Annotated in this window: 28 protein-coding genes and 1 riboswitch; all 28 genes read right to left on the bottom strand. The window is 43.7% G+C overall.

Annotated features, from left to right (window positions below):
* Positions 1–223 precede the first annotated feature (223 nt).
* Positions 224–925, bottom strand: a complete 702-nt coding sequence (locus tag NSQ23_RS06215; RefSeq protein ID WP_004889780.1) for a hypothetical protein — start codon at positions 923–925, stop codon at positions 224–226.
* Positions 918–1,388, bottom strand: a complete 471-nt coding sequence (locus tag NSQ23_RS06210) for an ECF transporter S component (protein ID WP_004889779.1) — start codon at positions 1,386–1,388, stop codon at positions 918–920. Before NSQ23_RS06210 ends, NSQ23_RS06215 begins: the two co-directional genes overlap by 8 nt.
* A complete protein-coding gene (locus tag NSQ23_RS06205) occupies positions 1,385–1,972 on the bottom strand; it encodes a cob(I)yrinic acid a,c-diamide adenosyltransferase (protein ID WP_004889777.1) in 588 nt (195 codons plus the stop codon). Before NSQ23_RS06205 ends, NSQ23_RS06210 begins: the two co-directional genes overlap by 4 nt.
* Positions 1,973–1,983: 11 nt before the next feature.
* Positions 1,984–2,412, bottom strand: a complete 429-nt coding sequence (locus NSQ23_RS06200) for a bifunctional adenosylcobinamide kinase/adenosylcobinamide-phosphate guanylyltransferase (protein WP_004889775.1) — start codon at positions 2,410–2,412, stop codon at positions 1,984–1,986.
* Positions 2,364–2,960 (bottom strand): histidine phosphatase family protein, encoded by a 597-nt coding sequence (locus tag NSQ23_RS06195; protein ID WP_064214474.1) that lies wholly within the window; start codon positions 2,958–2,960, stop codon positions 2,364–2,366. Before NSQ23_RS06195 ends, NSQ23_RS06200 begins: the two co-directional genes overlap by 49 nt.
* Entirely contained in the window at positions 2,918–3,667 is a 750-nt protein-coding gene (locus NSQ23_RS06190) for an adenosylcobinamide-GDP ribazoletransferase (RefSeq protein ID WP_064214475.1), read from the bottom strand. The genes NSQ23_RS06195 and NSQ23_RS06190 overlap by 43 nt, the downstream gene beginning before the upstream one ends.
* Complete coding sequence (locus NSQ23_RS06185; protein WP_004889770.1) at positions 3,640–4,197, bottom strand: bifunctional adenosylcobinamide kinase/adenosylcobinamide-phosphate guanylyltransferase; 558 nt, start codon at positions 4,195–4,197, stop codon at positions 3,640–3,642. The genes NSQ23_RS06190 and NSQ23_RS06185 overlap by 28 nt, the downstream gene beginning before the upstream one ends.
* Positions 4,194–5,249 (bottom strand): threonine-phosphate decarboxylase CobD, encoded by a 1,056-nt coding sequence (gene cobD, locus NSQ23_RS06180; RefSeq protein WP_035018574.1) that lies wholly within the window; start codon positions 5,247–5,249, stop codon positions 4,194–4,196. The genes NSQ23_RS06185 and cobD overlap by 4 nt, the downstream gene beginning before the upstream one ends.
* Positions 5,224–6,156: an adenosylcobinamide-phosphate synthase CbiB gene (gene cbiB, locus NSQ23_RS06175; RefSeq protein ID WP_004889768.1), complete on the bottom strand. Its 933-nt coding sequence runs from the start codon at positions 6,154–6,156 to the stop codon at positions 5,224–5,226. Before cbiB ends, cobD begins: the two co-directional genes overlap by 26 nt.
* A gap of 61 nt (positions 6,157–6,217) precedes the next feature.
* The gene (locus NSQ23_RS06170; protein WP_241735350.1) at positions 6,218–6,688 is read right to left on the bottom strand and encodes a hypothetical protein; all 471 of its coding nucleotides are present in this window, start codon (positions 6,686–6,688) and stop codon (positions 6,218–6,220) included.
* Positions 6,682–6,882, bottom strand: coding sequence for an RRXRR domain-containing protein (locus tag NSQ23_RS06165; RefSeq protein WP_339173767.1), 201 nt, complete (start codon positions 6,880–6,882; stop codon positions 6,682–6,684). Before NSQ23_RS06165 ends, NSQ23_RS06170 begins: the two co-directional genes overlap by 7 nt.
* A 170-nt stretch (positions 6,883–7,052) precedes the next feature.
* Positions 7,053–8,510, bottom strand: a complete 1,458-nt coding sequence (locus tag NSQ23_RS06160; protein ID WP_192948309.1) for an adenosylcobinamide amidohydrolase — start codon at positions 8,508–8,510, stop codon at positions 7,053–7,055.
* Between the two features lie 5 nt (positions 8,511–8,515).
* A complete protein-coding gene (locus NSQ23_RS06155; RefSeq protein WP_339173765.1) occupies positions 8,516–9,553 on the bottom strand; it encodes an iron ABC transporter permease in 1,038 nt (345 codons plus the stop codon).
* Entirely contained in the window at positions 9,519–10,475 is a 957-nt protein-coding gene (locus tag NSQ23_RS06150; protein ID WP_339173763.1) for an ABC transporter substrate-binding protein, read from the bottom strand. Before NSQ23_RS06150 ends, NSQ23_RS06155 begins: the two co-directional genes overlap by 35 nt.
* A gap of 116 nt (positions 10,476–10,591) precedes the next feature.
* A riboswitch (cobalamin riboswitch) is annotated at positions 10,592–10,784 on the bottom strand.
* 67 nt (positions 10,785–10,851) lie between these two features.
* Positions 10,852–12,615, bottom strand: a complete 1,764-nt coding sequence (locus NSQ23_RS06145) for an ATP-binding protein (protein ID WP_339173761.1) — start codon at positions 12,613–12,615, stop codon at positions 10,852–10,854.
* The gene (locus NSQ23_RS06140) at positions 12,612–13,328 is read right to left on the bottom strand and encodes a response regulator transcription factor (protein ID WP_339173758.1); all 717 of its coding nucleotides are present in this window, start codon (positions 13,326–13,328) and stop codon (positions 12,612–12,614) included. The genes NSQ23_RS06145 and NSQ23_RS06140 overlap by 4 nt, the downstream gene beginning before the upstream one ends.
* Before the next feature lie 90 nt (positions 13,329–13,418).
* The gene (gene ccsB / locus NSQ23_RS06135; RefSeq protein WP_339173755.1) at positions 13,419–14,594 is read right to left on the bottom strand and encodes a c-type cytochrome biogenesis protein CcsB; all 1,176 of its coding nucleotides are present in this window, start codon (positions 14,592–14,594) and stop codon (positions 13,419–13,421) included.
* 12 nt (positions 14,595–14,606) lie between these two features.
* A complete protein-coding gene (locus tag NSQ23_RS06130) occupies positions 14,607–16,223 on the bottom strand; it encodes a cytochrome c biogenesis protein ResB (protein WP_339173752.1) in 1,617 nt (538 codons plus the stop codon).
* A 12-nt stretch (positions 16,224–16,235) separates the two neighbouring features.
* The gene (locus NSQ23_RS06125; protein WP_004889752.1) at positions 16,236–16,757 is read right to left on the bottom strand and encodes a thiol-disulfide oxidoreductase ResA; all 522 of its coding nucleotides are present in this window, start codon (positions 16,755–16,757) and stop codon (positions 16,236–16,238) included.
* A gap of 495 nt (positions 16,758–17,252) precedes the next feature.
* Positions 17,253–17,990: a 23S rRNA pseudouridine(2605) synthase RluB gene (rluB, locus tag NSQ23_RS06120; RefSeq protein WP_004889751.1), complete on the bottom strand. Its 738-nt coding sequence runs from the start codon at positions 17,988–17,990 to the stop codon at positions 17,253–17,255.
* A gap of 616 nt (positions 17,991–18,606) precedes the next feature.
* Positions 18,607–19,140 (bottom strand): spore maturation protein, encoded by a 534-nt coding sequence (locus tag NSQ23_RS06115; RefSeq protein ID WP_004889749.1) that lies wholly within the window; start codon positions 19,138–19,140, stop codon positions 18,607–18,609.
* Positions 19,140–19,733 carry a nucleoside recognition domain-containing protein gene (locus NSQ23_RS06110; RefSeq protein ID WP_128356669.1) on the bottom strand — a complete coding sequence of 198 codons (594 nt, stop codon included), beginning with the start codon at positions 19,731–19,733 and terminating at the stop codon, positions 19,140–19,142. The genes NSQ23_RS06115 and NSQ23_RS06110 overlap by 1 nt, the downstream gene beginning before the upstream one ends.
* Entirely contained in the window at positions 19,726–20,838 is a 1,113-nt protein-coding gene (locus tag NSQ23_RS06105; RefSeq protein ID WP_339173745.1) for a D-alanyl-D-alanine carboxypeptidase family protein, read from the bottom strand. The genes NSQ23_RS06110 and NSQ23_RS06105 overlap by 8 nt, the downstream gene beginning before the upstream one ends.
* Before the next feature lie 69 nt (positions 20,839–20,907).
* Positions 20,908–21,054 carry a hypothetical protein gene (locus NSQ23_RS06100; RefSeq protein ID WP_004889746.1) on the bottom strand — a complete coding sequence of 49 codons (147 nt, stop codon included), beginning with the start codon at positions 21,052–21,054 and terminating at the stop codon, positions 20,908–20,910.
* A gap of 63 nt (positions 21,055–21,117) precedes the next feature.
* Complete coding sequence (locus tag NSQ23_RS06095; protein ID WP_192948312.1) at positions 21,118–21,606, bottom strand: YpuI family protein; 489 nt, start codon at positions 21,604–21,606, stop codon at positions 21,118–21,120.
* Between the two features lie 12 nt (positions 21,607–21,618).
* Entirely contained in the window at positions 21,619–22,038 is a 420-nt protein-coding gene (locus NSQ23_RS06090; protein WP_004889744.1) for a hypothetical protein, read from the bottom strand.
* 115 nt (positions 22,039–22,153) lie between these two features.
* Entirely contained in the window at positions 22,154–22,741 is a 588-nt protein-coding gene (gene scpB / locus NSQ23_RS06085) for an SMC-Scp complex subunit ScpB (RefSeq protein ID WP_004889742.1), read from the bottom strand.
* Positions 22,734–23,474, bottom strand: coding sequence for a segregation/condensation protein A (locus tag NSQ23_RS06080; RefSeq protein ID WP_339173742.1), 741 nt, complete (start codon positions 23,472–23,474; stop codon positions 22,734–22,736). The genes scpB and NSQ23_RS06080 overlap by 8 nt, the downstream gene beginning before the upstream one ends.
* Between the last annotated feature and the right edge of the window lie 5 nt (positions 23,475–23,479).

Raw genomic sequence — 23,479 nt, 5'->3', positions numbered from 1 at the left:
GCTTTCTCCCCCTCTCTCGTATTGTTTTTCATTATATAGCACAACGTTCTCTTTTTCTAGTTGTTTAATCCAACAAGAAACAATAAATGAATGCATGCAGCCATCCCAACAACAACGAGCACTCGTTTCATCATATCTTCCATCGTTTATTCCCCCCGTTCACCAATGACCATATATGTTGTATGCGAAAAAATGAACGGTTAGAACGATAAAACATGACATTTTACAATTCATTTACAATCGGATAAAAAAGCGTTCCAGCAAGTGACTGCAATAACGGCTCTTGCTTTTGATGATAACTTACAAGCACACATGTCGCTGGGCCAGCAGAAGCATGTGACGGAAGGGAACAACGAAGTGGGCGTTCCCCATGCATAAGCTTCCACTCATGCGATATCCCTTTTGAACCAACTGGGATTATTTCATACACTCCATCTACCTGCAGCAACATGCGAAATAAAGAAAGCGGAATGATTCGATCTTTCTTATGTATGACCGCTTCACCAACGAGTGGTTCTCCGATGACAGCCCAACGTGCATCCATTGGTGTAATATTTATTCTCTTTTCCTCTTTCCTTACCGTTCCGACAGCAACAACTCCAACAGCTGATTGCATAAGCGGCATGTTTGATTCGCTACTTCCTGTTATAGGAAGCGACAACTGTAACTCCACCATCGTTTGTTGGATGCCTGCGACAAGTTTATCCCATGATCCATCATCGACAAAGTTTTGTAGTACAAAAGCTTTTGGCGTTGCTCCAATGCTCATCAGTTCCATAAGCGAAACGCGAGCTCCATAGTAACTAACAACATCATATGGCGCTTGAACAACATCATATTGCTTTAAGCCAATTCCACCTGAACAGTCAGCGGCAAAAACGAGCTCATGTTGTTCATCAAATGGCACACATAATACGTCACGCATGCTGCTTCCCCCACGCGCGTTGCAACGCTTTCGACACGACAACAGCAATTGCTAAATTGACGCCCGTAGCTAATGCAAGAGACGGAATGATAGAAAGTACAAACGCCGGGCTCATGATCCATGCAAAAGGTAACGGTGCAAGTAGTGCATTACCGATAAAAAAACATACATAACTAAAAATGAACCATCCTCGTCTTATCAACAAACCGACAATGTATAAAAGAGCGGCCATTTCAATAGCCACAAGTATATGAAATGGACCAAGCGGAAATCCGCCAAATAAAGCAGATACAACATGTCCAACACTTGCCACAACCGCAGCAGCTGTTGGCCCGAGAAAAACAGCTGCTACAACCGCAGGTGCGCTATCGAGCGCAATACTTCCGATTGTAAATGGGATTTTGATAAGCGAACCAATGACGGATAGACTAATAAACATAACAAGCAACGTGAAACGCCTCATTCCAATTCACCTTCTTTTTCATTTTTATCACGAAACACAATGGCGCTTCGTTCATATTCTACATCTTTTACTTGCAAGCGAGCGTTGACGACGCGCGCAACGGCAAATAAATAGTCTGATAAACGATTCATATATTGTAAAACGACTTCATTCGTTTGTTGTTGCTTCATTAACGCTACAACATAACGTTCTGCTCTTCGTGTCACCGTCCGTGCCATATGTAACGCAGCAGCTTGTGGAGACCCCCCTGGCAAAATAAACCGTTCAAGCGGCGGTGCTTGCTGAATATATACATCGATACGTTCCTCTAAAAACGCGACCATATCGGGCTTTACTTTGTATGGCATTTTCTCGCCAACGATGGCTAAATCGCCGCCACAATCAAACAATTCATGTTGAATGCGCTGTAATTCTTGATAAATATCGCGAAACCGTTCATCTTGTAATAATGTCATCGCCCAACCGATGACCGAATTTGCTTCGTCAATCGTTCCATACGCCTCGACACGCACATGATTTTTATCGACTCTCCCACCAACTAAACTTGTTTGCCCTTGATCTCCTGTTTTTGTGTACAATTTCATATGAACCACCCCTATTTTATTTGTTCATTTATCCCACACCATACGTAATCAACACGGCTGCATATGCGCGCCAATTGTTGATACGACCAACCGACCGCATCTCGCCACGCTCGTTCATGTGCCTCAATCGGGACGATCCCTTGTCCGATATCGCAGCCAATCCAAACGACCGTCCGTTCTTTCTCTTTTTCCCATTGCTCCCATGCATTCATATACGACATCATCGCTTTTTTTTGCTCATCTGTGTAAGGAAGAAACCTTTCGCGAATCCATTGTTCTATTCCTTCTAGCACAACAACAGATGCCGTTTTTTCATCATGGGGAGGCGGAAGTGGTCGTTCATATGCGCAATGCCAAATATGCGGGGTATGCGTGAGTGAATAATATGCGTTTACCCATTTTCGCTTTCCTTGAAACGCACCGCCGCTAACGAAATGCATCGTTTTCTCTCCTTCCAACGTTCTCTCGTATTGTAAAGTGTTACTCCTTCACCAAAAGGGACGTGCCACTCCCAAAACGGACGTGTTTTAGGAGCGTACTGCGACAATAAGTAACGTATGACTCCCCCATGCGTCACAACGACAGTATGAGAAGCCGAGCGGCTAATGAGATCATCGATCGCTCGTTCGATACGCCCTTGAAAATGGCGAAACGATTCGCCATTTGGTGGTGAATGGTGAATGGGATCATCTATCCATCGCCGATATGACTCGACCGTCTGTAACTCGGCGTACGTTTTTCCTTCAAAATCGCCAAAATGGAGTTCACGCCAACGATAGGAACATTCAATGACGTGATTTGGAAACAAAACATACGCCGTTTGCCGACAACGAAGCAAGTCGCTTGTAATCACGACATCGGCATGTAGCGAGTGCGACACATTCGGCTTTTTCACAATCGGTACATTCGTCCATCCGATATATCGTTTCTCCTCATTTTCCTTCGTTACAAAATGGCGAATGCATGTAATAGCCACATGACGAACCATAAAAACGTTTCGCTCCCTTCAATAAACGCTCCTAACACATCGCCAGTTACTCCACCAAACTGTTTTACGACAAACGCTTTCGCTATCACATAAAACAACATAAGCGCCAAAAACAAAACGAGCGTCTCACGCGATAAGAAAGCAATAAGCCCATACATAACAATAATCGGCACATATCGGTGATCGACATATTGGCGAAATGCAGCCGCCATACCCGTTTGTTTCGCAAGCGGCGCAGTCAATAAAAGCAACGCCATCCCGAGACGCGAAAGGAGCGGAAGGCAAAAAAGAGAAAATAGCGAGAAATGTGCGATCGTTTCAAACATAAAAATGAAACGAAAGCCGAGCAAAAAGAAAAGCGAGAGCACCGCAAACGACCCGACGCGCGGATCGCTCATAATTTCGAGACGTCGTTGTTGATCGCGATACGAAAAATATGCATCGCTACAATCCATCCAGCCGTCCGCGTGCAATCCTCCTGAAAGAAAGATAGAGGAAAATAATAATAAAAACGACAAAACAAGCGAAGAAATGTGATCGGACAGTACCACATGTATGGCAACAAGAAAAAGTCCGATGATTGCACCGACGAGCGGAAACGACAACACAGCTATGCGACCTGTTCGTTCATTCCAGTCCACTTGCATTCGTAGCGGGAGAACAGTTAAAAACTGTACCGCTAATATGATTCCGCGCCACATGGCCATCTTCCTTTCTTCACAATGGGCAAGCCGTAACGCATCAAAATGGCTACATCGCTACACGCAACAATCTGTTGATGCAATAAACCGAGACCGTGCATATACGTATACGTTCCTCGCTCATGCGGCACACCATCGCAAAATAGTTCGTTGCTCACAACAATGAGCGCTTTCACTTTTTCGCCTAATTGTTTTATTTGCTGGGCGATGCGCGGCACTTTTACATGTACGTTCCATTCGTCATCGCGAAATAACTCATTTGCCCATAAATTCGTTAAACAATCAAGTAAAACAACATCACACCCACCAAACATCGGCATGATACAATCGAGATCATACGGTTGTTCCCACGTTTGCCAGCCGTCATGTTTCCGTTGTGCTTGGTGGTGAGCAATGCGCGCTTCCATTTCTTCGTCTGTCCGCAGCGCCGTGGCAATATAATGAAGGGAATCAGTCGGTTCGGCGATCATTTTCGCGCATCGTTCTGCGAATGAAGACTTTCCGCTACGCACCCCTCCGCTAATAAATACAATCATTGCTTCCACCTTCTTAAATAAAAGAGGAGGTGATCGTTTTCCTCTTTCGTTCGAACCGCAAAACGGACATATTTTCCGTCCAGCCCTCGAAAATTAAACGTATGCCGCGCGACAATACCATGTTGTAAAAGAAAAGGAAAAAGCGTGATCGTTTCGTCGTATAACATATAAAAATTGACGACAGACGGTGAATATTTGTAGCCAAGTTCATTCAATTGTTCAAATACTCGTTTTCGCTCCGATGCAATGTACACTTTCGTTCGCTCCACAAATGCATCGTCTTTTAATAATTGTTTCGCTATTTGTTGAGCAATCGTATTGACGCTCCACGGTGGCTGTTTTTTCATTAACTTTTTTACGACGTGTTCGTGTGCGAGCACATAGCCGAGCCGTACACCTGCCAGTCGATACATTTTCGTTAACGACCGCAACACAATTAAACGATCAAACGTACGTAAAAAAGAAGAAACGGAATAACCGTCAATCCAGAAGTCATAAAATGCTTCGTCAACGACAACATATACTCCTTCATCATGCGCCGCATTTAACAACGTATGCATCGTTTCTTCTGACCATGCGGTACCGGTCGGATTGTTCGGATGACAAACAAATAGTGCGTGTAAAGACGGCAAGTTCGCAACCATTTGGTCTAGCGGTGGTTGCCAATGTTCATCTAACATAAACGAGTGAACGGTACAACCGTAAGCTTCACATGCCTGACGATATTCTGAAAACGTTGGCTCAATGATGCCAATACGTTTTCCTGCAAATTGTTCAGCAAGCAAATAAATGCATTCTGCAGCACCATTGCCGACAAATACGTTGGAGCGCGTTACATGTTCTCGTTCGGCAATGATTGCTCGAAGCGTTTCGCTTCGCTCTTCAGGGTATACGCTCATCCAGCGAACCCATTGTTGTTCGGTTGGCATATATTCGTCTGGAAGCGGGAACGGATTCACATTTACGCTAAAATCGATATACGAACTCGGCATATCCATGTGCATCGCTTCGTATAAACGACGCGGATTAGCCCCATGTGCAGGCAACTGCAAGCAAACTCCCCCCGATCGTAAAAGCTATTGTTGTACGTCTCATTATCGCCACCGCTTGCTTAATATGCTCACATTTCAACGGAACGGATGCATCGCCAATCGTTGGACGAACGGATATGACCCCGTTGTATGTATTCACCCCTCCGAGTTGAACACCTAATAGGGCAGCCATCGCTGCCTCGCACCATCCGCTATTTGGGCTTGGATGGTTGCGAGCATCGCGAAATAATAGTTTCCACATGCGTATGTTTGCGCGATGAATAAGCAACATCACACACGCTGTCAGTCGCGCAGGAACGTAATTGAACGCGTCGTCTAAACGGGCTGAAGCCCAGCCAAATTGGGCATACCGTTCATTTTTATATCCGAGCATCGAATCGCACGTATTTACCGCCCGATACAACATGGCTAACGCTCCCCCGCCAAGAAAAGCATAAAAAAGGGGCGCCGTTACTCCATCGCTCGTATTTTCCGCTACCGTTTCCACACATGCACGCACAATTCCATCTTCTTGTAACTTCTCTGTGTCACGTCCAACGATCATCGCCACGTTTTTTCTCGCTTCATCGATGTTGTCTCTTTTTAGCGGATCAAGTACATCGTATGCGGCTTTTGCTAATGATGTTGGCGCAATCGAAGTAAAAATGATAATCGCTTCAACGAAAACCCCCACTATAAGAGAAAGTCGATATGCGCTTGCAATCAATGCATAACTCATTACAAATGTGAACGTACAGACGACAAAAAGGGTGAACACTCCTTTTCCTTTTCGCCATCTTCCTTTATTAAAACGACGATCCATATACGCAATCATTTGCCCAATCCAACAAACCGGATGGAAGCGGCGGGGATCGGCGAGCAGACGATCAAGCAAAAGTGCCAGCCATACCGCCCATATATGCGTCATCAACTTTCACGAAACTTACGCAAGGAAGCCCCTGCCTTTAGGCACGGGGAGGAATTGCACCTTACGCAAGTTCCGCCACCCCCTTTCCATAAGCATATCCGTCAAATCGCTGAATGACTTGGACATATCTATAATTTATTCCTTGTGCGATACGCTTTCCGTCCTTGCCTTTAATATCGAAACTTCCAGTCTTTCTACATGCGACTTCGCCAAACCAAACGCCTTGATATTTCCCTCTTGGGACAACAGCCTTAACCATGTCCCCTGTTTGAAAACCAAAGAAGAATTTTTGTCTTGCAAGATAACCTCTTGGGAAGCCATATCTATCTAGGTTTGTACGAGAGCGACTACCACGCCCTTTTGCCTTGATAAATAACACTTCTTTTGTTTTGAAATATAAGTGATTTGTTGTGCTTTCGCCTACACAACAAGCGTCAAAATAATGTGTTTTCGGCAAGTCTAAACGAATACGATTCATTTTTGTTCGTGCACCTGTTCCACACTCGACATCTAATCCTGTCTGCTTTAACACTTCATACGCTTTCCATCTTGTCGAGTTGATATAAATGGAAATCGCCTGTAAATCGCCGCCTTCCCTTGTTTCAACAGCTTTCTTGCAACTGCTTCGTGACAAGGAGCAAGCGGACGTTTGTTTGTGTCTAACACAAAAACCATAGGGTTCTCCCCTTTCCTCTGCATAAAGCAGGTCATATTCTCCTCGACCATGTTATAGATGCTTGTTATGTGCAAGACACTAGCGCTACCCACCACGCTTGTTTAACCTTGCACGACAGAGGAACGGGCTGGAGAAGCACCCGAACGTGTCATGACATCTATAGCGTAGGCTCTGTTTCAAGCCTTGGTCTGGTCAACATGGGGCTTACAAGCCCATGACTTTAGTCATTGGGTTGTTGACCCTTTCGCTTTCGATAGCGGTCAATAGCTGTTTGCGTTGCTTCATATACGAGACGAGCTAGCTGTTTACCGATCGGTGTAATCGTTCCAGCGTATGCATAATATGTTCCTTGTTGGGACGCAGCGATGGCCGTACAATCGGTTGATGTTCCTGTCGCGATCGTATTCGTTTGCGGATCGACGACTTGTTTATCACACAACGCTTTTGCTTTTGCTTCTGTTGCAGTCATTAGCGCTTGCACGAACGCAGCTTCTGATAAATGACCATCGATAAAAACGAACGTATTAATCGTCCCTGGAGAAGCGACTACATCTGTACGCCGCCAAGCATTTGCACTATCTACCGCATTTCCAACTCCAGCGGTCACCGCAACAAACAACCGAATATCTTCATCAACAAATGAAAACGCTACATCTTTCACATCGACAGCGGTCATCATTCCGACCGTCCATTGCTCATCAAAACCGTGTTGCCTCAAAAATTGAATCATCTCCTGCTCGGCATTGTCACAACGATAATCAAGCGGAACATGCCGATTGACGAACGTCGTCGCCCAACGTATACCGCCGCCAACAAGGGCAGATGAAAGCACTTTAAACGGCTTAGCTGTCTCTACGACGAGCATCGTTTCGTGTTCTTTGACGTGCCATAATCCCTCGTCTATATGCGGCATAGAAAATGGAACGAATGTGACGAGCGGCTTCGGTAAAACCGGGTGTTCGTGACGTTTCATTTTTGTTTCAAATACGCACTCAATCATTGATTCGCTCAACAATTCCCGCGGCGTTCCGCATGCAACAGCTTTTCCATCCTTCAATAAAAGAAGTCGGTCGCAATAAAGCGAGGCAATATTTATATCATGAAAAATAGCTACAACGGTAAGCCCTGATTGTTTTAATAAATTGAGCAACTTAAACTGCTGCGCCACATCCATATGGTTCGTCGGTTCATCTAAAAGCAATACACGTGGTTGTTGCGCTAACGACCGTGCGAGTGCAGCGCGTTGCCGTTCCCCTCCACTTAATTGTTCTAACCGTACATGTTGTTTATGCGTCAATGTAACGGAATGAATCGCTTCAGTAACAGTTTGTTCATCCTCGTTTGTCCAGCGCGGCAAAAGCGATGACTGATAAGGATAACGACCGAGTTCAGCCATTTCTTTTACTGTATAACCAAACGAAATATCTGTATGTTGAGGTAACGTCGCAACGAGCTTTGCATATTGTCTCGGTTTATACGTCTGAATCGGTTGACCGTAAACAAACATATCCCCTTGTTGCAAAGGAAGTTCACGGCTCATCAGTTTCATTAGCGTCGTTTTCCCGCTTCCGTTCGGTCCTAACATACCGAAAAACTCCCCTTCATAAACGGTAAACGAAACATCTTCCAACACTTTTTTTTCCCCATATTGATACGAAACGTGCTTTACATCTATCATATCGATCACGTCTTCCGTCTTAAACTTTTAAATAACAATATTGCAAACAATGGTGCGCCAATAAATGATGTGATGACCCCAATCGGCAACTCCCGCGGGGCAACGATCGTTCGCGCAACTAAATCTGCTAATACGAGAAACGTTCCCCCATACAAAAAAGAAAGCGGCAATAATCTTTTATGATTAGCTCCACAAATGAGACGCGTCATATGAGGGATGACAAGACCAACAAACCCGATCGTCCCTGATACTGCCACAGCTGCTCCTGTAAGTAGCGATGCGCTCAACAAAATAAATAGTTTGCGCTGTAACACATGCACGCCAATGCTTGCAGCTGCTTGTTCCCCAAACGAAAATGCGTTTAGCTCGCGAGTGTGAACAAATAGACCGATAGAACCGATCACGAAAAACGGAAAAAACAAGGAAACGTACGACCAACCGCGCATCGCTACGCTCCCCATAAGCCAGCCGATGACTTGACGTAGCTCTTCTCCACTTAGGGCAACCATAAGCGAAATGAGCGAACCGAAAAAGGCGTTCATCATAATACCAATTAAAACAATCGTCTCGATTGCCATATTCCGCTCTGCAAGTCGCGCAAATAATAAAACAAACAATAACGTCATCAGCGCAAAAATAATGCTAACAATCGGCAACGTAAACCGCCCGAGAAGTGGTAAATGGAGATGAAAGAAAAAAACGATGACCGCTCCGACAGCTGCACCAGACGATACTCCGATCGTATACGGATCAGCTAAAACGTTTTTTAAAAGCCCTTGGAACGCTACACCAGCAAGTGCTAAGGACGCCCCAATCAAAAAGGCGAGCACTACTCTCGGCACACGAATCGCAATAATAATTTGCGAAATGGTGGCGGGAACGTCCATCGGTGTATGAAACAAATGATGCGACAACGTGTCCCATATAGAAGAAAAGGGAATCGATTGTGATCCAATCGATATCCCTAACAATATGGCAGCCATCGCAATGATTGATGCAACGATGTAATTATTGAAAAATGTCTGGATAAACGACTTTGGCAATTTCTTCGACCCCTTCAGCTAAACGTGGTCCTGGACGAGAAACTAAATCTGAGTTCACATCATATACTCGCTTATTTTTGACAGCCGGAACGTCTTTCCATGCTGGGCGAGCGAGCACTTGCTCAACTGCGTTCGGCGTGTAATAACCGTACGTCGTAATAATGACATCCGGGTTTAACGCCACTGCATCTTCTTCCGTAAACATCGGCCATCCTTCTTGATCACCTGCCGCATTTTTCGCATGAATGATCGTTAACATCTCATCCATAAATGTTCCTTTTCCGGCTGTATAAATTTCTGGTGCAGGCGAGACTTCGATCCAAACGGTTGCTTCTTCTTTCACCTCTTTTGCTTTTTCAGCAATGGCATCGATTTTTTGCTTCATTTGTTTCACAACGTCCGATGCTTCTTTCGTTTTCCCTGTCGCTTTACCGATTAGTTCAATGGAAGCATACACGTCATTCAACGATGTAGCATTTGGCACAACAATGACTGTAATGCCCGCATCTTTCAATTGTTTTAATCCTTCTTCAGAGTTATGTGCACTTGACGCGTGTGCAAGCACAACGTCCGGCTGAAGCGCGATAATTTTTTCAACATTAAACTCCATGCCGCCGATTTTTTCTTTATTTTTCACATCTTCCGGATAGTTATCAAAATCGCTTACACCAACGATTTTGTCGCCAAGTCCTAACGCATACGCAATTTCTGTATTGCTCGGGATAAGCGAAACAATTTTTTCCGGTTCTTTTTCAATCGTGACATCACCAACCGCATCTTTTATGGTGACTGGAAATGCGGCTTGTTCCGTTTTCGCTTCTTGCTTCGTCTCTTTTGCTGGCTCTGCGTTATTCGCGCACGCCGCTAATCCGAGCGTCAGCACGAGCGCAAGAAGCCATACATACTGCTTCCATTTTTTCATCGTTTTTCCCCCTCTTTGTATATAAAAATAAAAAGCTCATCCCAAATGGAATGAGCTGGAAACAACAAAAGACAACCGTCACCTTTGTCGTTTCGCCGTCTCACTCCCCGAAGACGCGAATGACGATGCAAAAAGGCAGGTCTACTGACTTATGCGTCATCCTACTTTGAAGCCTTCCCATACGAATTGTACAGTGGCGTCCTTCATTTCGTCAGCATTTACAGTTGCGGGGACAGTTCTGGACTTGCACCAGATTCCCTATTAAGTCTACTAGGTTTCCCATTCGACACCTTTTTGCAACGAACGTATACAATTGTCGAACAATTTTTACGTTTCTATCATAGCCGAAAACGTCGCTTATGACAACAAAAATTTTCTATTTCAATGGAAGTGTAAATGTAAACGTCGTTCCTTCGCCGAGCTTACTATGAACAGCGATCGTTCCTTTATGCGCCTCAACGATGTTTTTCGCAATCGCAAGACCTAATCCTGTGCCAGAGCGACTGCGTGTACGTGCTTTATCCGCTTTGTAAAAACGCTCAAACACGAACGGCAAATCTTCTTCAGCAATGCCAGAGCCTGAGTCTCGAACAGAAATGCGCACCGCCTCTTCGTCCCCATCGACTATGACACGAACTTCCCCACCGTCATCTGTGTGACGAAGAGCATTATCAATTAAATTCGTCAGCACTTGTTCGATACGGTCAGGGTCAAGCAACACGACAAATTCTTCATTTATGTCCACGAGCAAGCGAACTCCTTTTTCTTTCGCTAACGCTTGAAACTTATGAATGATGCGCTCGGTGTATGAACGAAGCGGCACGCGCTCTTTATGAAGCGTTAAATGTCCTGCTTCCATACGCGCTAAATCAAGCAAGTCGTTAACGAGGCGACCCATGCGCAACGATTCATCATAAATGACTTTTGCCAATTCTTTCTTTTCTTCATCTGTCGCCGCGATGTCGTCGACAATGGCTTCACTATACCCTTGCAACATGGCGATTGGCGTTCGCAACTCATGCGAGACGTTGGCGATAAAATCTTTGCGCAACTTATCGAGCCGACGCTCTTCCGTCATATCTCGAAGCACTGCAACCGCCCCGCGAATCACTTTGCCATTGTACAACGGCGTCATCACAATGACCCAATTGCGACCTTGTAAAGCAATTTCTGCTGCTTGTTCTTTCTCTTCCGCCACCGCTTTCGTAAACAATTCATTCACTTGCGGAGGAAGCGGCGATAAATCGTCGCGCTGCCCTTGTTCGTAGTACCATGCTTGTAAAAATCGGTCGGCAGGTGGGTTTGTAATAAGCACTTCGCCATTGCGATTGAGCGTAATGACGCCATCCGCCATGCTGCTTAAAATGCTCGCTAGTTGTTCTTTTTCTTGATTTAACGCATTAATGTGAAATTGCAATTGCCGACCCATCTGGTTAAACGCCATAGCCAGTTCCCCAATTTCATCATGGGTGACGATCGGCACTTTGGAATCGAATTTCCCGCGCGCCATTTCAAACGCGACTTGTCTCATTTTTCTAAGCGGTGCCGTAATTCTTGTCGATAAGAAAAAGGCAAATACCGTCGTTAACACAATAGCAATAAATGCAGCAAGAAAAATAAACTTCGTCGTTTGTTTTGTCGTTTCTTCTACAGCTTTTAGCGATTGATATACAAACACAGCACCGTTTCCATCAGATGTGCGAAGCGGCACACCAACAATAAACAACTCGTTATAAACCCGATTTCGCATCGTTTCGTTTGGCATCATCGCCCGTTTCACTACTTTCTTTCCATCAAATACGCGCGACAACTGTTTATCTTGTTGAACAAACGAAAGCGGCAAATCAACGAGCTGTTCATTTGGTGAGTACCAATAATGACGATCGTCAATAATAATCATTAGTTTGGATACATCATCAACCATCGTCCATGCAATTGAGCGAGCAAACTGCTCATCATGCTCGGCGACGACGCGGGCAACTTTTACTGCTTGTTGAGTGAGTTGCTCTCCCGTTTTTTCCAAATAATATTTTTCAAAAAAACTTAGCAACAAAACGGTTAAAATAAAGAGGACGAAAGCAACAAGCAATAAAATTGTCAGCCATAATTTTCCGACTACACTACGCCATAGTGCCATCATTCATTCACGACCTCAAATTTGTACCCAACGCCCCAAACGGTGACGATCATTTTCGCTGCTGCTGGCGATACTTTATTTAACTTTTCGCGCAACCGTTTGACATGCGTATCAACTGTTCGTAAATCACCAAAAAATTCGTAATGCCATACTTCTTTTAACAATTGCTCGCGATCAAACACTTTATCTGGTGACTTCGCTAAAAAATGAAGCAACTCGTACTCTTTCGGAGTTAAGCTAACTTCATGCCCATCTGCTGTCACCCGATGCGCATCATGGTCAATTGTTAAATGAGGAAATACGAGCACATCTCGTGTTGTCGTATCCGTTGTTACATATGGAGAGTTCGCTGTACGGCGAAGCAGCGCTTTCACGCGGAGCACCACTTCACGCGGGCTAAACGGCTTAACGATATAATCGTCCGTTCCTGCTTCAAATCCTTGCACGCGATTAGCTTCCTCTCCCTTCGCTGTTAACATAATGACGGGTGTCGCTTTTTTCTCACGCAACTGTTTGCACACTTCAATACCGTCTTTTCCAGGTAACATAAGGTCAAGCAAAATCAAGTCATAATCATTGTCAAGCGCTAATGCTAGCGCTTCTTCACCGTTTTCTGCTTCATCGATCATATATTGCTCACGTTCTAAATACATACGAAGCAAACGACGAATGCGCTCTTCGTCATCGACAACTAAAATTTTAATTTCCTTCCCCATGATGTCATTCCCTCCTCGTTCACTATTGTACAAAACTGCCATACTTTTTTCTACTCATCATAAAAAAAAAACGCCTTCTTTATGAAGGCGTTAAGACGCAGCATAAGAGTGTAGGCCTGCAATCACTAAGTTTACCGCTATTAAGTTAAACATAATGATCGCAAATCCAATGACCGCAAGCCATGCGGACCGCTCGCCATGCCAACCTTTTGACAATCGTAAATGTAGAAACGCTGCATAAAACAGCCATGTGATGAGCGCCCATACTTCTTTCGGATCCCAGCCCCAAAAGCGCGTCCATGCAATTTGTGCCCAAATCATCGCAAAAATAAGCGCACCGAGTGTAAATATCGGAAACCCAATCGCTACAGAACGATAGCTGATTTCGTCAACAACATCTAAATTCACGTTTTTCACAAGTGGTTGCAAAGCTGCTGCAATACGTTTGCGTAAGAAAAGGCGAAGCAATCCATATAATACACCACCTGCAAACAATGACCAAATTACTGTATTTAATTTGCGAGCATTAATAATTGCAGGCATATGAACGAACGGTTCCATCCGTCCTTCCGTTTTTAACACCCCTTCATGCGGGCCGACAAGCGCTGGCATATGGTACACCATTTCACTTTGCTGTCCATTTTTGTCAATCCATTCAAACGTAGCTTCATAACCAGCCACACGAAACGATGTAGTTACGATAACAAAACCGAGCGTGCTAATTAAGAAAAATAACACAAACTCTAGCCAAAACGTACGTTTGCTCGCTTTCGACTGATCGACTACTCGAATTAAATAAATGAGCCCCGCTGCAAAGCTAATCGCTAAAATGGCCTCGCCAGCTGCGGCCGTCGTGACGTGAATATGCAACCAATCGCTTTGTAAAGCTGGGATGAGCGGAGAGATTTCCCTTGGAAACATGCTTGCATACGCAATCACTAAAATGGCGATTGGCAAAGTAAATAAGCCGAGTAAACTCGTTTTATAAATAAAATAAATGACAATAAACGCGCCAACAAGCATCATGCCAAAAAACGTCGTAAATTCGAATAAGTTGCTGACAGGTGCATGTCCGGCTGCGATCCAGCGCGTGATGAAATAACCAAGCTGAGCGAGAAACCCAACGATCGTTACAAAAATTCCGAGCGTTGCCCAACGGTCTACTCCTTCTCTCTTTTTAGGACGAATCGCGCCCCCAAAGAAGAATGTTGCGACTAAATAAAGAACAAATGCAACGTACAGTAACGTGCTGCTTAACTGAACCACGATGTTCCCCCCTTATGACCGCTTGTCCAATTGATCGATTGGCATGACAAACGGTGTATCGTTAAATATTCTTTCAAGCTCCTTTTTTAATCCAAACCAGTTTTTGTTCGTATGTGCTGCAATAAGCACATCTTCGTTGATCCGCTGAATCCATACACGCCGGTGGTTCCAATACATTCCTTGTATAAGGCCAATCATAAAAATGGTGCCCCCGATACCTAAAATCCAGAGCGTAAAATCACGACGGACGGTTAACGCCGATACATGTCGTGTGTCAGCACCAGCAAACGCCATTTTATACTTGTTATCACCGAACGGTTCGATCGTTTGACGAATAGCAGTAAAACTGACTTCCCCTTTCGGACGATCTGGGGCAAACATTTTAAATACAAACGCCGGATTGTTTGGCACTTTCGAGCGCGTATTCGGATTTCCATTTTCATCAAAATAAAAATCTGGAAAGTAGCTTAATAGTTGTACTTTATAACCGTTGCCAAGATCATATTCTTTCTCCGGTTGGATTAAATCAACTGTAATCGTACCAAAAGACTTGGCCGTTTGTTTATCTGTCAAACGGAACGACATACTTTTTAGCTCATTCAGTTTAAAGTCCACTTGGTACAATGCATAGTAGTCGTGTTTGAGCGGCTCGTTGACACGAATGGAAAAGCTTTTTATTTTTTTTAACTTCGGCTCTTCCCCTGCAACAACTGGACCAACACGCTCGTACAATACGACGTCCGTTTGATAGTTTTTCGCCATCATTCCGTTACCGACGCGATCAATCGCCGCTTGAAACGCTTCTTTCTCTTTTCCTTTCTCATACACTTCAAAAATAAACTTTTTATTTTCTAAAAAATATTTTCCTTTCGTTCCCGGAATTTCTTTTATTTCCCCTTCACGAATCCACATGTTTTCATCCACATACATTCCCGGAACAAATCGAAGCATCGCACCGATGAGAAAAATGATAAGTCCAATGTGATTCACATACGGTCCCCAACGGGAAAAACGCCCTTTTTCTGCTAAAATGCTTCCGTTCTCCTCACGAATACGATAACCCCGTTTCGTTAACCGATCGACCACGCGAGGCAAAGCATTTTCGTAGTCTTTCACTTGTGAACGGCTAAATAGACGTTGGCGTTGTAAAAATTGTTCATTTCTCGTCACCCGCTGATTGTTTAACGCCCGATATAGTGGCACGACACGGTCTAAACTACAAATGACGAGCGATACACCAATGAGCGCTATAAGCAACATATACCACCATGAGCTATATAAATCGTGAAATCCTAGCGCGTAATACCATTTCCCGAGCCAACCGTACTGCTCCTCATAATATTCAGCTGGCGACACTGTTGGCGGAATGTACATCTGTTGTGGATAAATTGTGCCGATGGCCGAAGCGACTAACGTAATAACGATAAGCCAAACCCCAACTTTAACAGACGAAAAGAAGTTCCATATTTTATCAACAATCGTTTGGTTGTACGTTTGCGAACGGCGAGCGCTTCCTTCATAACGCATGTCCAATAACATTGGCACTTCTTCTAACGGTTTACCACATGCTTCACAAAGAACTGTACCAATCGGATTCACATGCCCACATTCACATTTTACTTGTTCCATGTCGAAAACCCCTTACGGCTTAATTCGTTCCATATATTTTTTTACATCCTCTTCCGTCATCGCCCCTGTAATGATATCTACAATTTTGCCTTCTTTGTCAATTAAAAATGTCGCTGGCAACGGACCGATGTTGTATGCATTCATGACTTGATCTTGCTGATCGATGACGACTGGAAACGTCAGCTGAAAGCGATCAACGAACGTTTGTACTGTTACTTTCGCCTCACCAACATTGACCGCAATCACTTCTACTCCCTCATTTTTATATACGTCGTATTGTCTATTAATGTATGGCATTTCTTTTTCACACGGTTTGCACCACGTTCCCCAAAAGTTTAAAAATACACCTTTTCCACGATAATCGGATAGTTGAATTTTGTTGCCGTTTAAGTCGGTAAGTACGAAGTCTGGCGCTGAATCACCAACTTGGATCGCCTTTTTGTCAACAAATACATTGGAATAAATCGTATAGCCAATGGCTGCAAGCATGATAGCTAAAATGACCGTTCGAAGCCAAAATCGCCTTTCTTTCATCCTATTTCGCGCAGGAGACTCCCACTTCAACGACCAAAGGGAGTAAGTGGGAGAGGAATGCGCGTTCCCCCTTTCTTTTGTGTATGATATAATAAAGGCGTGGAGAAAACCGTTCAATAAAGGCACTCCAATAACTGCTACTCGATGTATGGAGTTGGTTACAGGAAACGTTGTAACCGTAAAACATCGAGCGTAGGTCCGTCTGTTGTGTGTGGAAGCCAAGTACTGCCAACAGACACACCGAGAGAATCGGTAACGATGCAGGCATGACCTGCGTCGTTGGGTAGTCGTCAACCTGCCCCTGATGCAACCCCAAGTCAAGGAAGGAGGAAGAAGTCCGTTTGCACTTCTGGGGAGTTGCAAGCCCTCACTTCAAGCGTTAGCTAAGTGGGGGTAGTTGACCGCCAACTCTCCTATAAACCGTTTTCATCAACCTCATTATACAAGTTACTACTATACAAATAATGAAAATGATTTGAACAAATTGTGACAAAATTATGATACGTACGGCGAACCAGCTAATGCAAGCGCACGCAATTGCTTCACTTCATGCGGCGACAGTTCTCGATAATCTCCCGGATTCATCCCTTTCAAGTCTAAAAACGCATAACGTTCCCGCTTTAACTTTAAAACAGGATGTCCGATCGCTTCGAACATGCGGCGCACTTGACGATTTCTCCCTTCATGAATGCGAAGTTCAACGATCGCCGTCTGTTTCCGTTTGTCAATTGACAATACTTTCGCTTTCGCTGGCGCTGTTACCCCATCTTCTAGCGCAACACCTTTTTCAAGCCGTTTCACTTTTTCACGTGCTGGGATGCCTTTTACTTTTGCAATGTACACTTTTTCAATTTCATAGCGCGGGTGCATTAATAAATTAGCAAACTCCCCATCGTTTGTCAGCAGCAACAATCCTGACGTATCGTAATCTAACCGTCCGATCGGATAAATGCGCTTGTTTACATGTTTGAAAAAGTCAGTCACTACTTTTCTTCCCTTTTCATCTTTTACGCTACAAATTACACCGCGCGGCTTGTATAACAAATAATATACCGGCTCTTCGCGTTCGAGCGGAATGCCATCCACTTCAATGCGATCTTGTGGACTAACTTTCACCCCAAGTTCCGTCACAACTTTTCCATTTACTTTCACTTTTCCTTCGACGATCAATTGCTCTGCTTTTCTTCGCGATGCGATGCCAGCATGAGCAATTACTTTCTGTAATCGTTCCATTTCATTCACCTCACTATATAGTTTTACCATATTCGGTACAGGAGTTCAAAAATAAGAAAGGAATAGTTTTACCATATTCGGTACAGGAGTTCAAAAATAAGAAAGGAGAAAGACGCACGAGATGCGACTTTCTCCTAGCAACGCTTGTATGAAGGAAAAGAAACAATAACAAAAGAAATAAGCAGTAACCAAACGATTTTCACTTGAAAAAACATATATAAAAAGAATAATAAAACAAGACCAACCAAATAGAAAGCAATAGCTTTCCTTCTCATCGAACCCACTGTTTTATTTACAAACATGTAATGTAGCCATGAAATAAACAGATGAAACATATATAAAATCAAAAATATAGCTGTAAAAACAACAATACTTTCCGGACTACTCATCTCGTTAGAAAAAAGAGGGTGTTCAATCATCAGAAGTACCAAGCTATATACAAAACTTAAAATAAAGGATAAAACAGTAATATTTAGAATCAATCTCTTGTTTTCAGTCATTCCCCACACTCACACCAATCTAAACATTGTATTTTATTATTCAAACCAGTCGAGCCCGTATACTCTGATCATGTTAACAATATATCTGTCATCGGGCAACAAGCATATCGACCGCTTCATTTCCCAAACATCCATAATACAATAATAAATGATACAATAAAGCTAATGAGATCGGCAAGTAAGCCGACTTTTAATGCATCGCCCATTTTGCGAATGCCGACGGCACCAAAATAAACGGTGAGCACGTATAACGTCGTTTCTGTACTTCCTTGAATCGTGGAGGCTAACCGCCCGATAAATGAATCTGGTCCGTATGTTGCGATTAAGTCGGTGACCATGCCGAGCGAAGCGGTTCCTGAGATCGGACGAATGAGCGCAAGCGGAACGACTTCAGACGGCAGTCCGAGCGGGACGATGAACGGTTTTATATATGAAATAAAAAAATCAAGCGCACCGGAAGCGCGAAAAACGGAGACAGCAACGAGCATACCAACTAAATACGGAATGAGAGAAAAAGCGATTTGAATTCCCTCTTTCCCCCCTTCAACAAACGCCTCATACGTCGGCACACGCTTGTACGTTCCATGCAACAAAATGCAAGCGATTAAAATAGGAATAAGCCAAAGCGATAAAAATTGAATAACGTGCATCACAGTCCTCCTTTTTTCCGCCTCCGTATGTAAAACGCGCGGTCAATCATAATCGCTGATATTGTCGAAATAAGGGAAGCGACAAATGTCGTGCCAATAATTTCTCCAGGTGAAGCTGATTGATATGTCATGCGAATCGATATGACCGTCGCGGGAATAAGCGTAACGCTTGCGGTATTTAAAGCGACAAACGTAACCATCGAACGGCTCGGTTCGTCTGTTTGACCGTTTAATTGCTTCAATTGCTCCATCGCTTTAATGCCAAGGGGAGTCGCAGCATTGCCGAGCCCAAACATATTTGCAATCATGTTCGATAATATATACCCGAGCGCAGGGTGGTCAGGCGGCACTTCCGGAAAAATTTTTTTCGCAATTGGTCGAAACAAACGGGCAAAAAACGAAAGTAGCCCAGACTGTTCGGCAATTTTCATTAAACCGAGCCAAAAAACGAGCACGCTAATTAAGCCAATGCTAATCGTCACCGCCTCTTTCGCCCCTTGAAACATCGCCTCGTTCACATCTTTCATCGTTCCGTTTATTCCCGCAAACAGAAGTCCAATAAGCAAAAGCGCAACCCAAATGAGATTAACCATCGCTGCCCACCCCTAACAGCCAATCAAAAAAAGAACGCTTTTTCTTTTCCTGCTTATAAAAAATAGGGGCGTCGTCAACTTTTTCGTTTCCGATGTATAGCTCAGCCCTTCCAACGACAGACGGCACGCCTGTCTCTTTCCAACGCTCTTGTGGACGAAGCAATTTTCGCTCTAAACGAATTAACGACTCTTCTTTTTTTGTGACCGGATATATAAAATCGCGTGCAACGAATAGATGATCACCATAGAAAGGATCTTTTATATCTTGAACGATCGTAGTTGCTTTAATCGTCACAAGTTCATAATTCGCAAATCCGTGCTCATACATAGCAATATGATCGTTCCAATCGTCCCCTGCGTTAATGGTGACTGCAATCAGTTCAAGACCATCTTTTGAAGCAGTTGTCACTAATGTGCGCTTCGCCCGCTTCGTATAGCCTGTTTTTCCACCTGTGCAATATTCATATAAATGCGTCAACAGTTTATTTTTATTGGGCCAAACACGGTCCCAATCTTCTGTCGGATTTGGGGCACGATACAATTTCGTTCCCGATACTTCGCGAAATTGTTCATTTTGCATTGCATATCGCATAAGTAGCGCCATGTCATACGCAGTGGAATAATGATTTTCTGCATCATCTAACCCATGCGGATTCGCAAATTGTGTATTTGTCATGCCGATTTCTGCCGCTTTTTCATTCATTAAAAACACGAAGCCTTCGACGCTACCGCCAACGTGCTCAGCGATTGCCACCGCTGCATCGTTTCCAGAACGAAGCATAAGCCCATATACTAAATGTTTGAGCGCAATTTTCTCCCCTTGTTTCAAATAAATAGAGGACCCTTCTGTGCGAACCGCCCGTTCACTTACCGTCACAAGCTCTTCCCATTTTCCCGATTCGATTGCTAAAATGGCTGTCATAATTTTTGTAATGCTCGCAATGCGTCGTTTCGTATGGGCATCTTTTTCAAATAGCACTCGTCCTGTCGTTTGTTCCATTAAAATCGCGCTTTTCGCACTAACCGACATCGCCTTCGCTTCATTCGGAAAAAGCGAACAAAAAAAACAAAGCACGATCATCCATATGAACCATTGCCGTCGCATACACCCTCATCCCTTTGTCCGTTTTGTACAAGTGTATGCATAAGTACATGATGTATGACAAAAAGACCGCTACATGACGCGGTCTTTTGCTTTTACAAATCGTCGCGCGACATCTCCACGTTCAAGCTCCATCTTTAATCGCTCAAGCGCCTCTTCATCTACAAATGGCTTTACACGCTCAAGCCACGTTTGCACGTGATGAATATATTGTCGCATACAAACACACCTCCTTCGGCATCATATGCAATAAAAAAAAAGAAGCTGACACACGCAGCTTCTTTATTGTGATTGAATCATTTTTGTTCGGTAGTCTGTTTCATAAAATTCGAGTTCTTCCCGCATCGTTTGAAAATCAGCCTCAATCGCATGGAGCAATTGTTGTAACGATGGAGGAGCAGGTTGTCTCAATTTAATTGAATGTCTTCCTGTATACGCTGAACGGCTATCTTCATACCATAAATCGCGCTTTGGCGTAAAAAACTCCGCCACACATGAATGATAAATTTTGTATAACGCCTGTTCTGCTGCGGCTTTCCGAAACGGTTCTTCTTGAAGGACGATGCGACATGCATCAATCCCTTCTTCACCATATACAGCTAAACGGCGTAAGTCCGCAAGCACCCCTTCATAATAATGGCGGTCTCCTGCGCATTCTTCTTGCATTTGCTCAATCGTCGTTTCGTTTAAATAACGAGTAATTTGTTCTACAATGCGACTCAACAATTGCTCGACTTGCTTCGTTTGGTTAAAAACAACAGTATTCCCCATCTCCATCCTCCTTTACGGTTGCGCAATAAATAAAAGCGGTGATTTCACATCGTACGCTTGTTGTTTCGCAAGCGACTCAAATACTTCGGGCAATTTCGCAAAGTCGATCGATGAAAAATAGCGACGAAGCTCTTCTTCCTCACTTATATATACACGTTTTCGCGTCCGAAGTGATGGATCGGCGAGCAAACAAACGAGCGCGACAATGTCTTTAAAATATACGTCTTTCCCACCTGCTTGAAATACAGGATCTTGTTCATACGGCGTCCATTGTGAAAAACGCTCATCGAAATATCGAACATATAACACACGCAACGTTCGCTCTGTTCCATCGTCGTCAACAAACGTTACTTCCGAACGGTTAAAAAAATCTTCCGACGTATTCGGCTGTGCTTTTTGCAGTTCATAGCCATGACAAGAAATAATTTTCACAAACAATACACCCCTTTTTTCAACAACGAAGCTACATTTATTTTACCATAAATTATGAATCATGCGAAAAATTTTATCATTCCCATAAAAAGAAGCCCAAAGAAAAAACGAAAACTCATCGTTGTTCGCTCGCTTCTTGCAGTTGTTCGTTGAGGCGTTCGAAAAATAAGTCGGCTTCGCGTTCTTCCCCTTGCTCGTCCCATTCTGGAAGAGGAGGAAGTTCGTCTAACGTCTTTAAGCCAAAGTAGTCTAAAAACTCCTTCGTCGTTCCATATAAAATCGGGCGACCTGTTCCTTCTGCGCGACCTACTTCTTTAATTAACGCTTTTCCTAATAGGGTTTGAAGCGGTTTATCGCTTTTAACACCGCGAATGTGCTCAATTTCTGCGCGCGTAATCGGTTGGCGATAGGCGATGATCGCTAACGTTTCAAGCGCTGCTTGTGACAACGATGACGTCGTTGGTGACTCAACAAGTTTTTGCAAATATGGAGCACATTGTTTTTTCGTCACAAGTTGAAGCGTTCCTGCCATCTCGACGACCATAATGCCACGCTCCGCTACGTCATACATATGCTTTAATTGTTGCACAAGTTCATATACACGTTCTTCTTGAATATCAAGCACATCAGCCATTTGTTTATACGTCAATCCTTCTTCGCCCGCCGCAAACAATAACGCTTCCATAATCGCTAATTCATTCATATCGATCACCTTTTCGTCGAATGTATAAATCGGCAAAATTGTTTTCTTGTTCAACAATAATTTCATTTCGTTTCATAAGTTCAAGCAACGCTAAAAACGTCACGACAATTTGCTCGCGATCGTCATACGGAAATAAATCGTAAAAGTTCATTCGCTCTCCATGTTTTAATATGTGTAAAATCTCTTCCATCCGTCGTCCGATCGGAATTTCTTGACGCGCTACTTTCGTATGAAGCGGTTTTTGTAATTTTTTCCGCCGCAACAATTTCGCGAGCGCCCCAAGCATATCATACAAATCAACATCGAGCACAAGCGGTGCACCGTTTTTCGCATAAGCCGTTAAATCGCTTGGCGGCTTCGTAAATAAAAGCGCTCGCTCTTCTTCTCGCTCGCGCAACTGTTTCGCTGCTTCTTTAAACTTTTTATACTCGATTAACTGTTGCATTAATTGCTCACGCGGGTCTTCTTCGATAAATAATTCTTGATCCTCCAGCGTTTCTTCATGTTTTGGCAACAACATTTTACTTTTCATTTCAATAAGCGTTGCCGCCATTACTAAATACTCGCTCGCTACATCAAGTTGCAATTCTTTCATCGCGTGAATGTAAGCCATATATTGCTCTGTAATTTGTGCCACAGGAATATCATAAATATCAATTTCATAGCGATGAATTAAATGGAGCAATAAATCAAGCGGTCCTTCAAATTGATCTAATTTCACATGATAATGCACATTTC

It is taken from the genome of Anoxybacillus sp. FSL W8-1294 (assembly GCF_037965005.1).
In the GTDB taxonomy this organism is placed as follows: domain Bacteria; phylum Bacillota; class Bacilli; order Bacillales; family Anoxybacillaceae; genus Anoxybacillus; species Anoxybacillus flavithermus_G.
Note: the sequence above shows the minus strand (reverse complement) of the source record. Positions and strands in the feature narration are given on the sequence as shown.

Bases quoted from the DNA above. Each gene is read 5' to 3' on its own strand.
- NSQ23_RS06100 (WP_004889746.1), bottom strand. From the start codon at position 21,054: ATGCGACAATATATTCATCACGTGCAAACGTGGCTTGAGCGTGTAAAG.
- NSQ23_RS06210 (WP_004889779.1), bottom strand. From the start codon at position 1,388: ATGAGGCGTTTCACGTTGCTTGTTATGTTTATTAGTCTATCCGTCATT.
- NSQ23_RS06115 (WP_004889749.1), bottom strand. From the start codon at position 19,140: ATGCACGTTATTCAATTTTTATCGCTTTGGCTTATTCCTATTTTAATC.
- cbiB (WP_004889768.1), bottom strand. From the start codon at position 6,156: ATGACGCATATATGGGCGGTATGGCTGGCACTTTTGCTTGATCGTCTG.
- NSQ23_RS06195 (WP_064214474.1), bottom strand. From the start codon at position 2,960: ATGGTTCGTCATGTGGCTATTACATGCATTCGCCATTTTGTAACGAAG.
- NSQ23_RS06165 (WP_339173767.1), bottom strand. From the start codon at position 6,882: ATGGTCGAGGAGAATATGACCTGCTTTATGCAGAGGAAAGGGGAGAAC.
- NSQ23_RS06095 (WP_192948312.1), bottom strand. From the start codon at position 21,606: ATGGGGAATACTGTTGTTTTTAACCAAACGAAGCAAGTCGAGCAATTG.
- rluB (WP_004889751.1), bottom strand. From the start codon at position 17,990: ATGGAACGATTACAGAAAGTAATTGCTCATGCTGGCATCGCATCGCGA.
- NSQ23_RS06130 (WP_339173752.1), bottom strand. From the start codon at position 16,223: ATGGAACAAGTAAAATGTGAATGTGGGCATGTGAATCCGATTGGTACA.
- NSQ23_RS06215 (WP_004889780.1), bottom strand. From the start codon at position 925: ATGCGTGACGTATTATGTGTGCCATTTGATGAACAACATGAGCTCGTT.
- NSQ23_RS06140 (WP_339173758.1), bottom strand. From the start codon at position 13,328: ATGGGGAAGGAAATTAAAATTTTAGTTGTCGATGACGAAGAGCGCATT.
- NSQ23_RS06205 (WP_004889777.1), bottom strand. From the start codon at position 1,972: ATGAAATTGTACACAAAAACAGGAGATCAAGGGCAAACAAGTTTAGTT.
- NSQ23_RS06200 (WP_004889775.1), bottom strand. From the start codon at position 2,412: ATGCATTTCGTTAGCGGCGGTGCGTTTCAAGGAAAGCGAAAATGGGTA.
- NSQ23_RS06190 (WP_064214475.1), bottom strand. From the start codon at position 3,667: ATGGCCATGTGGCGCGGAATCATATTAGCGGTACAGTTTTTAACTGTT.
- scpB (WP_004889742.1), bottom strand. From the start codon at position 22,741: ATGAATGAATTAGCGATTATGGAAGCGTTATTGTTTGCGGCGGGCGAA.
- NSQ23_RS06160 (WP_192948309.1), bottom strand. From the start codon at position 8,510: ATGATAGATGTAAAGCACGTTTCGTATCAATATGGGGAAAAAAAAGTG.
- NSQ23_RS06105 (WP_339173745.1), bottom strand. From the start codon at position 20,838: ATGCGACGGCAATGGTTCATATGGATGATCGTGCTTTGTTTTTTTTGT.
- NSQ23_RS06145 (WP_339173761.1), bottom strand. From the start codon at position 12,615: ATGATGGCACTATGGCGTAGTGTAGTCGGAAAATTATGGCTGACAATT.
- NSQ23_RS06110 (WP_128356669.1), bottom strand. From the start codon at position 19,733: ATGGTTAATCTCATTTGGGTTGCGCTTTTGCTTATTGGACTTCTGTTT.
- NSQ23_RS06125 (WP_004889752.1), bottom strand. From the start codon at position 16,757: ATGAAAGAAAGGCGATTTTGGCTTCGAACGGTCATTTTAGCTATCATG.
- NSQ23_RS06185 (WP_004889770.1), bottom strand. From the start codon at position 4,197: ATGATTGTATTTATTAGCGGAGGGGTGCGTAGCGGAAAGTCTTCATTC.
- NSQ23_RS06150 (WP_339173763.1), bottom strand. From the start codon at position 10,475: ATGAAAAAATGGAAGCAGTATGTATGGCTTCTTGCGCTCGTGCTGACG.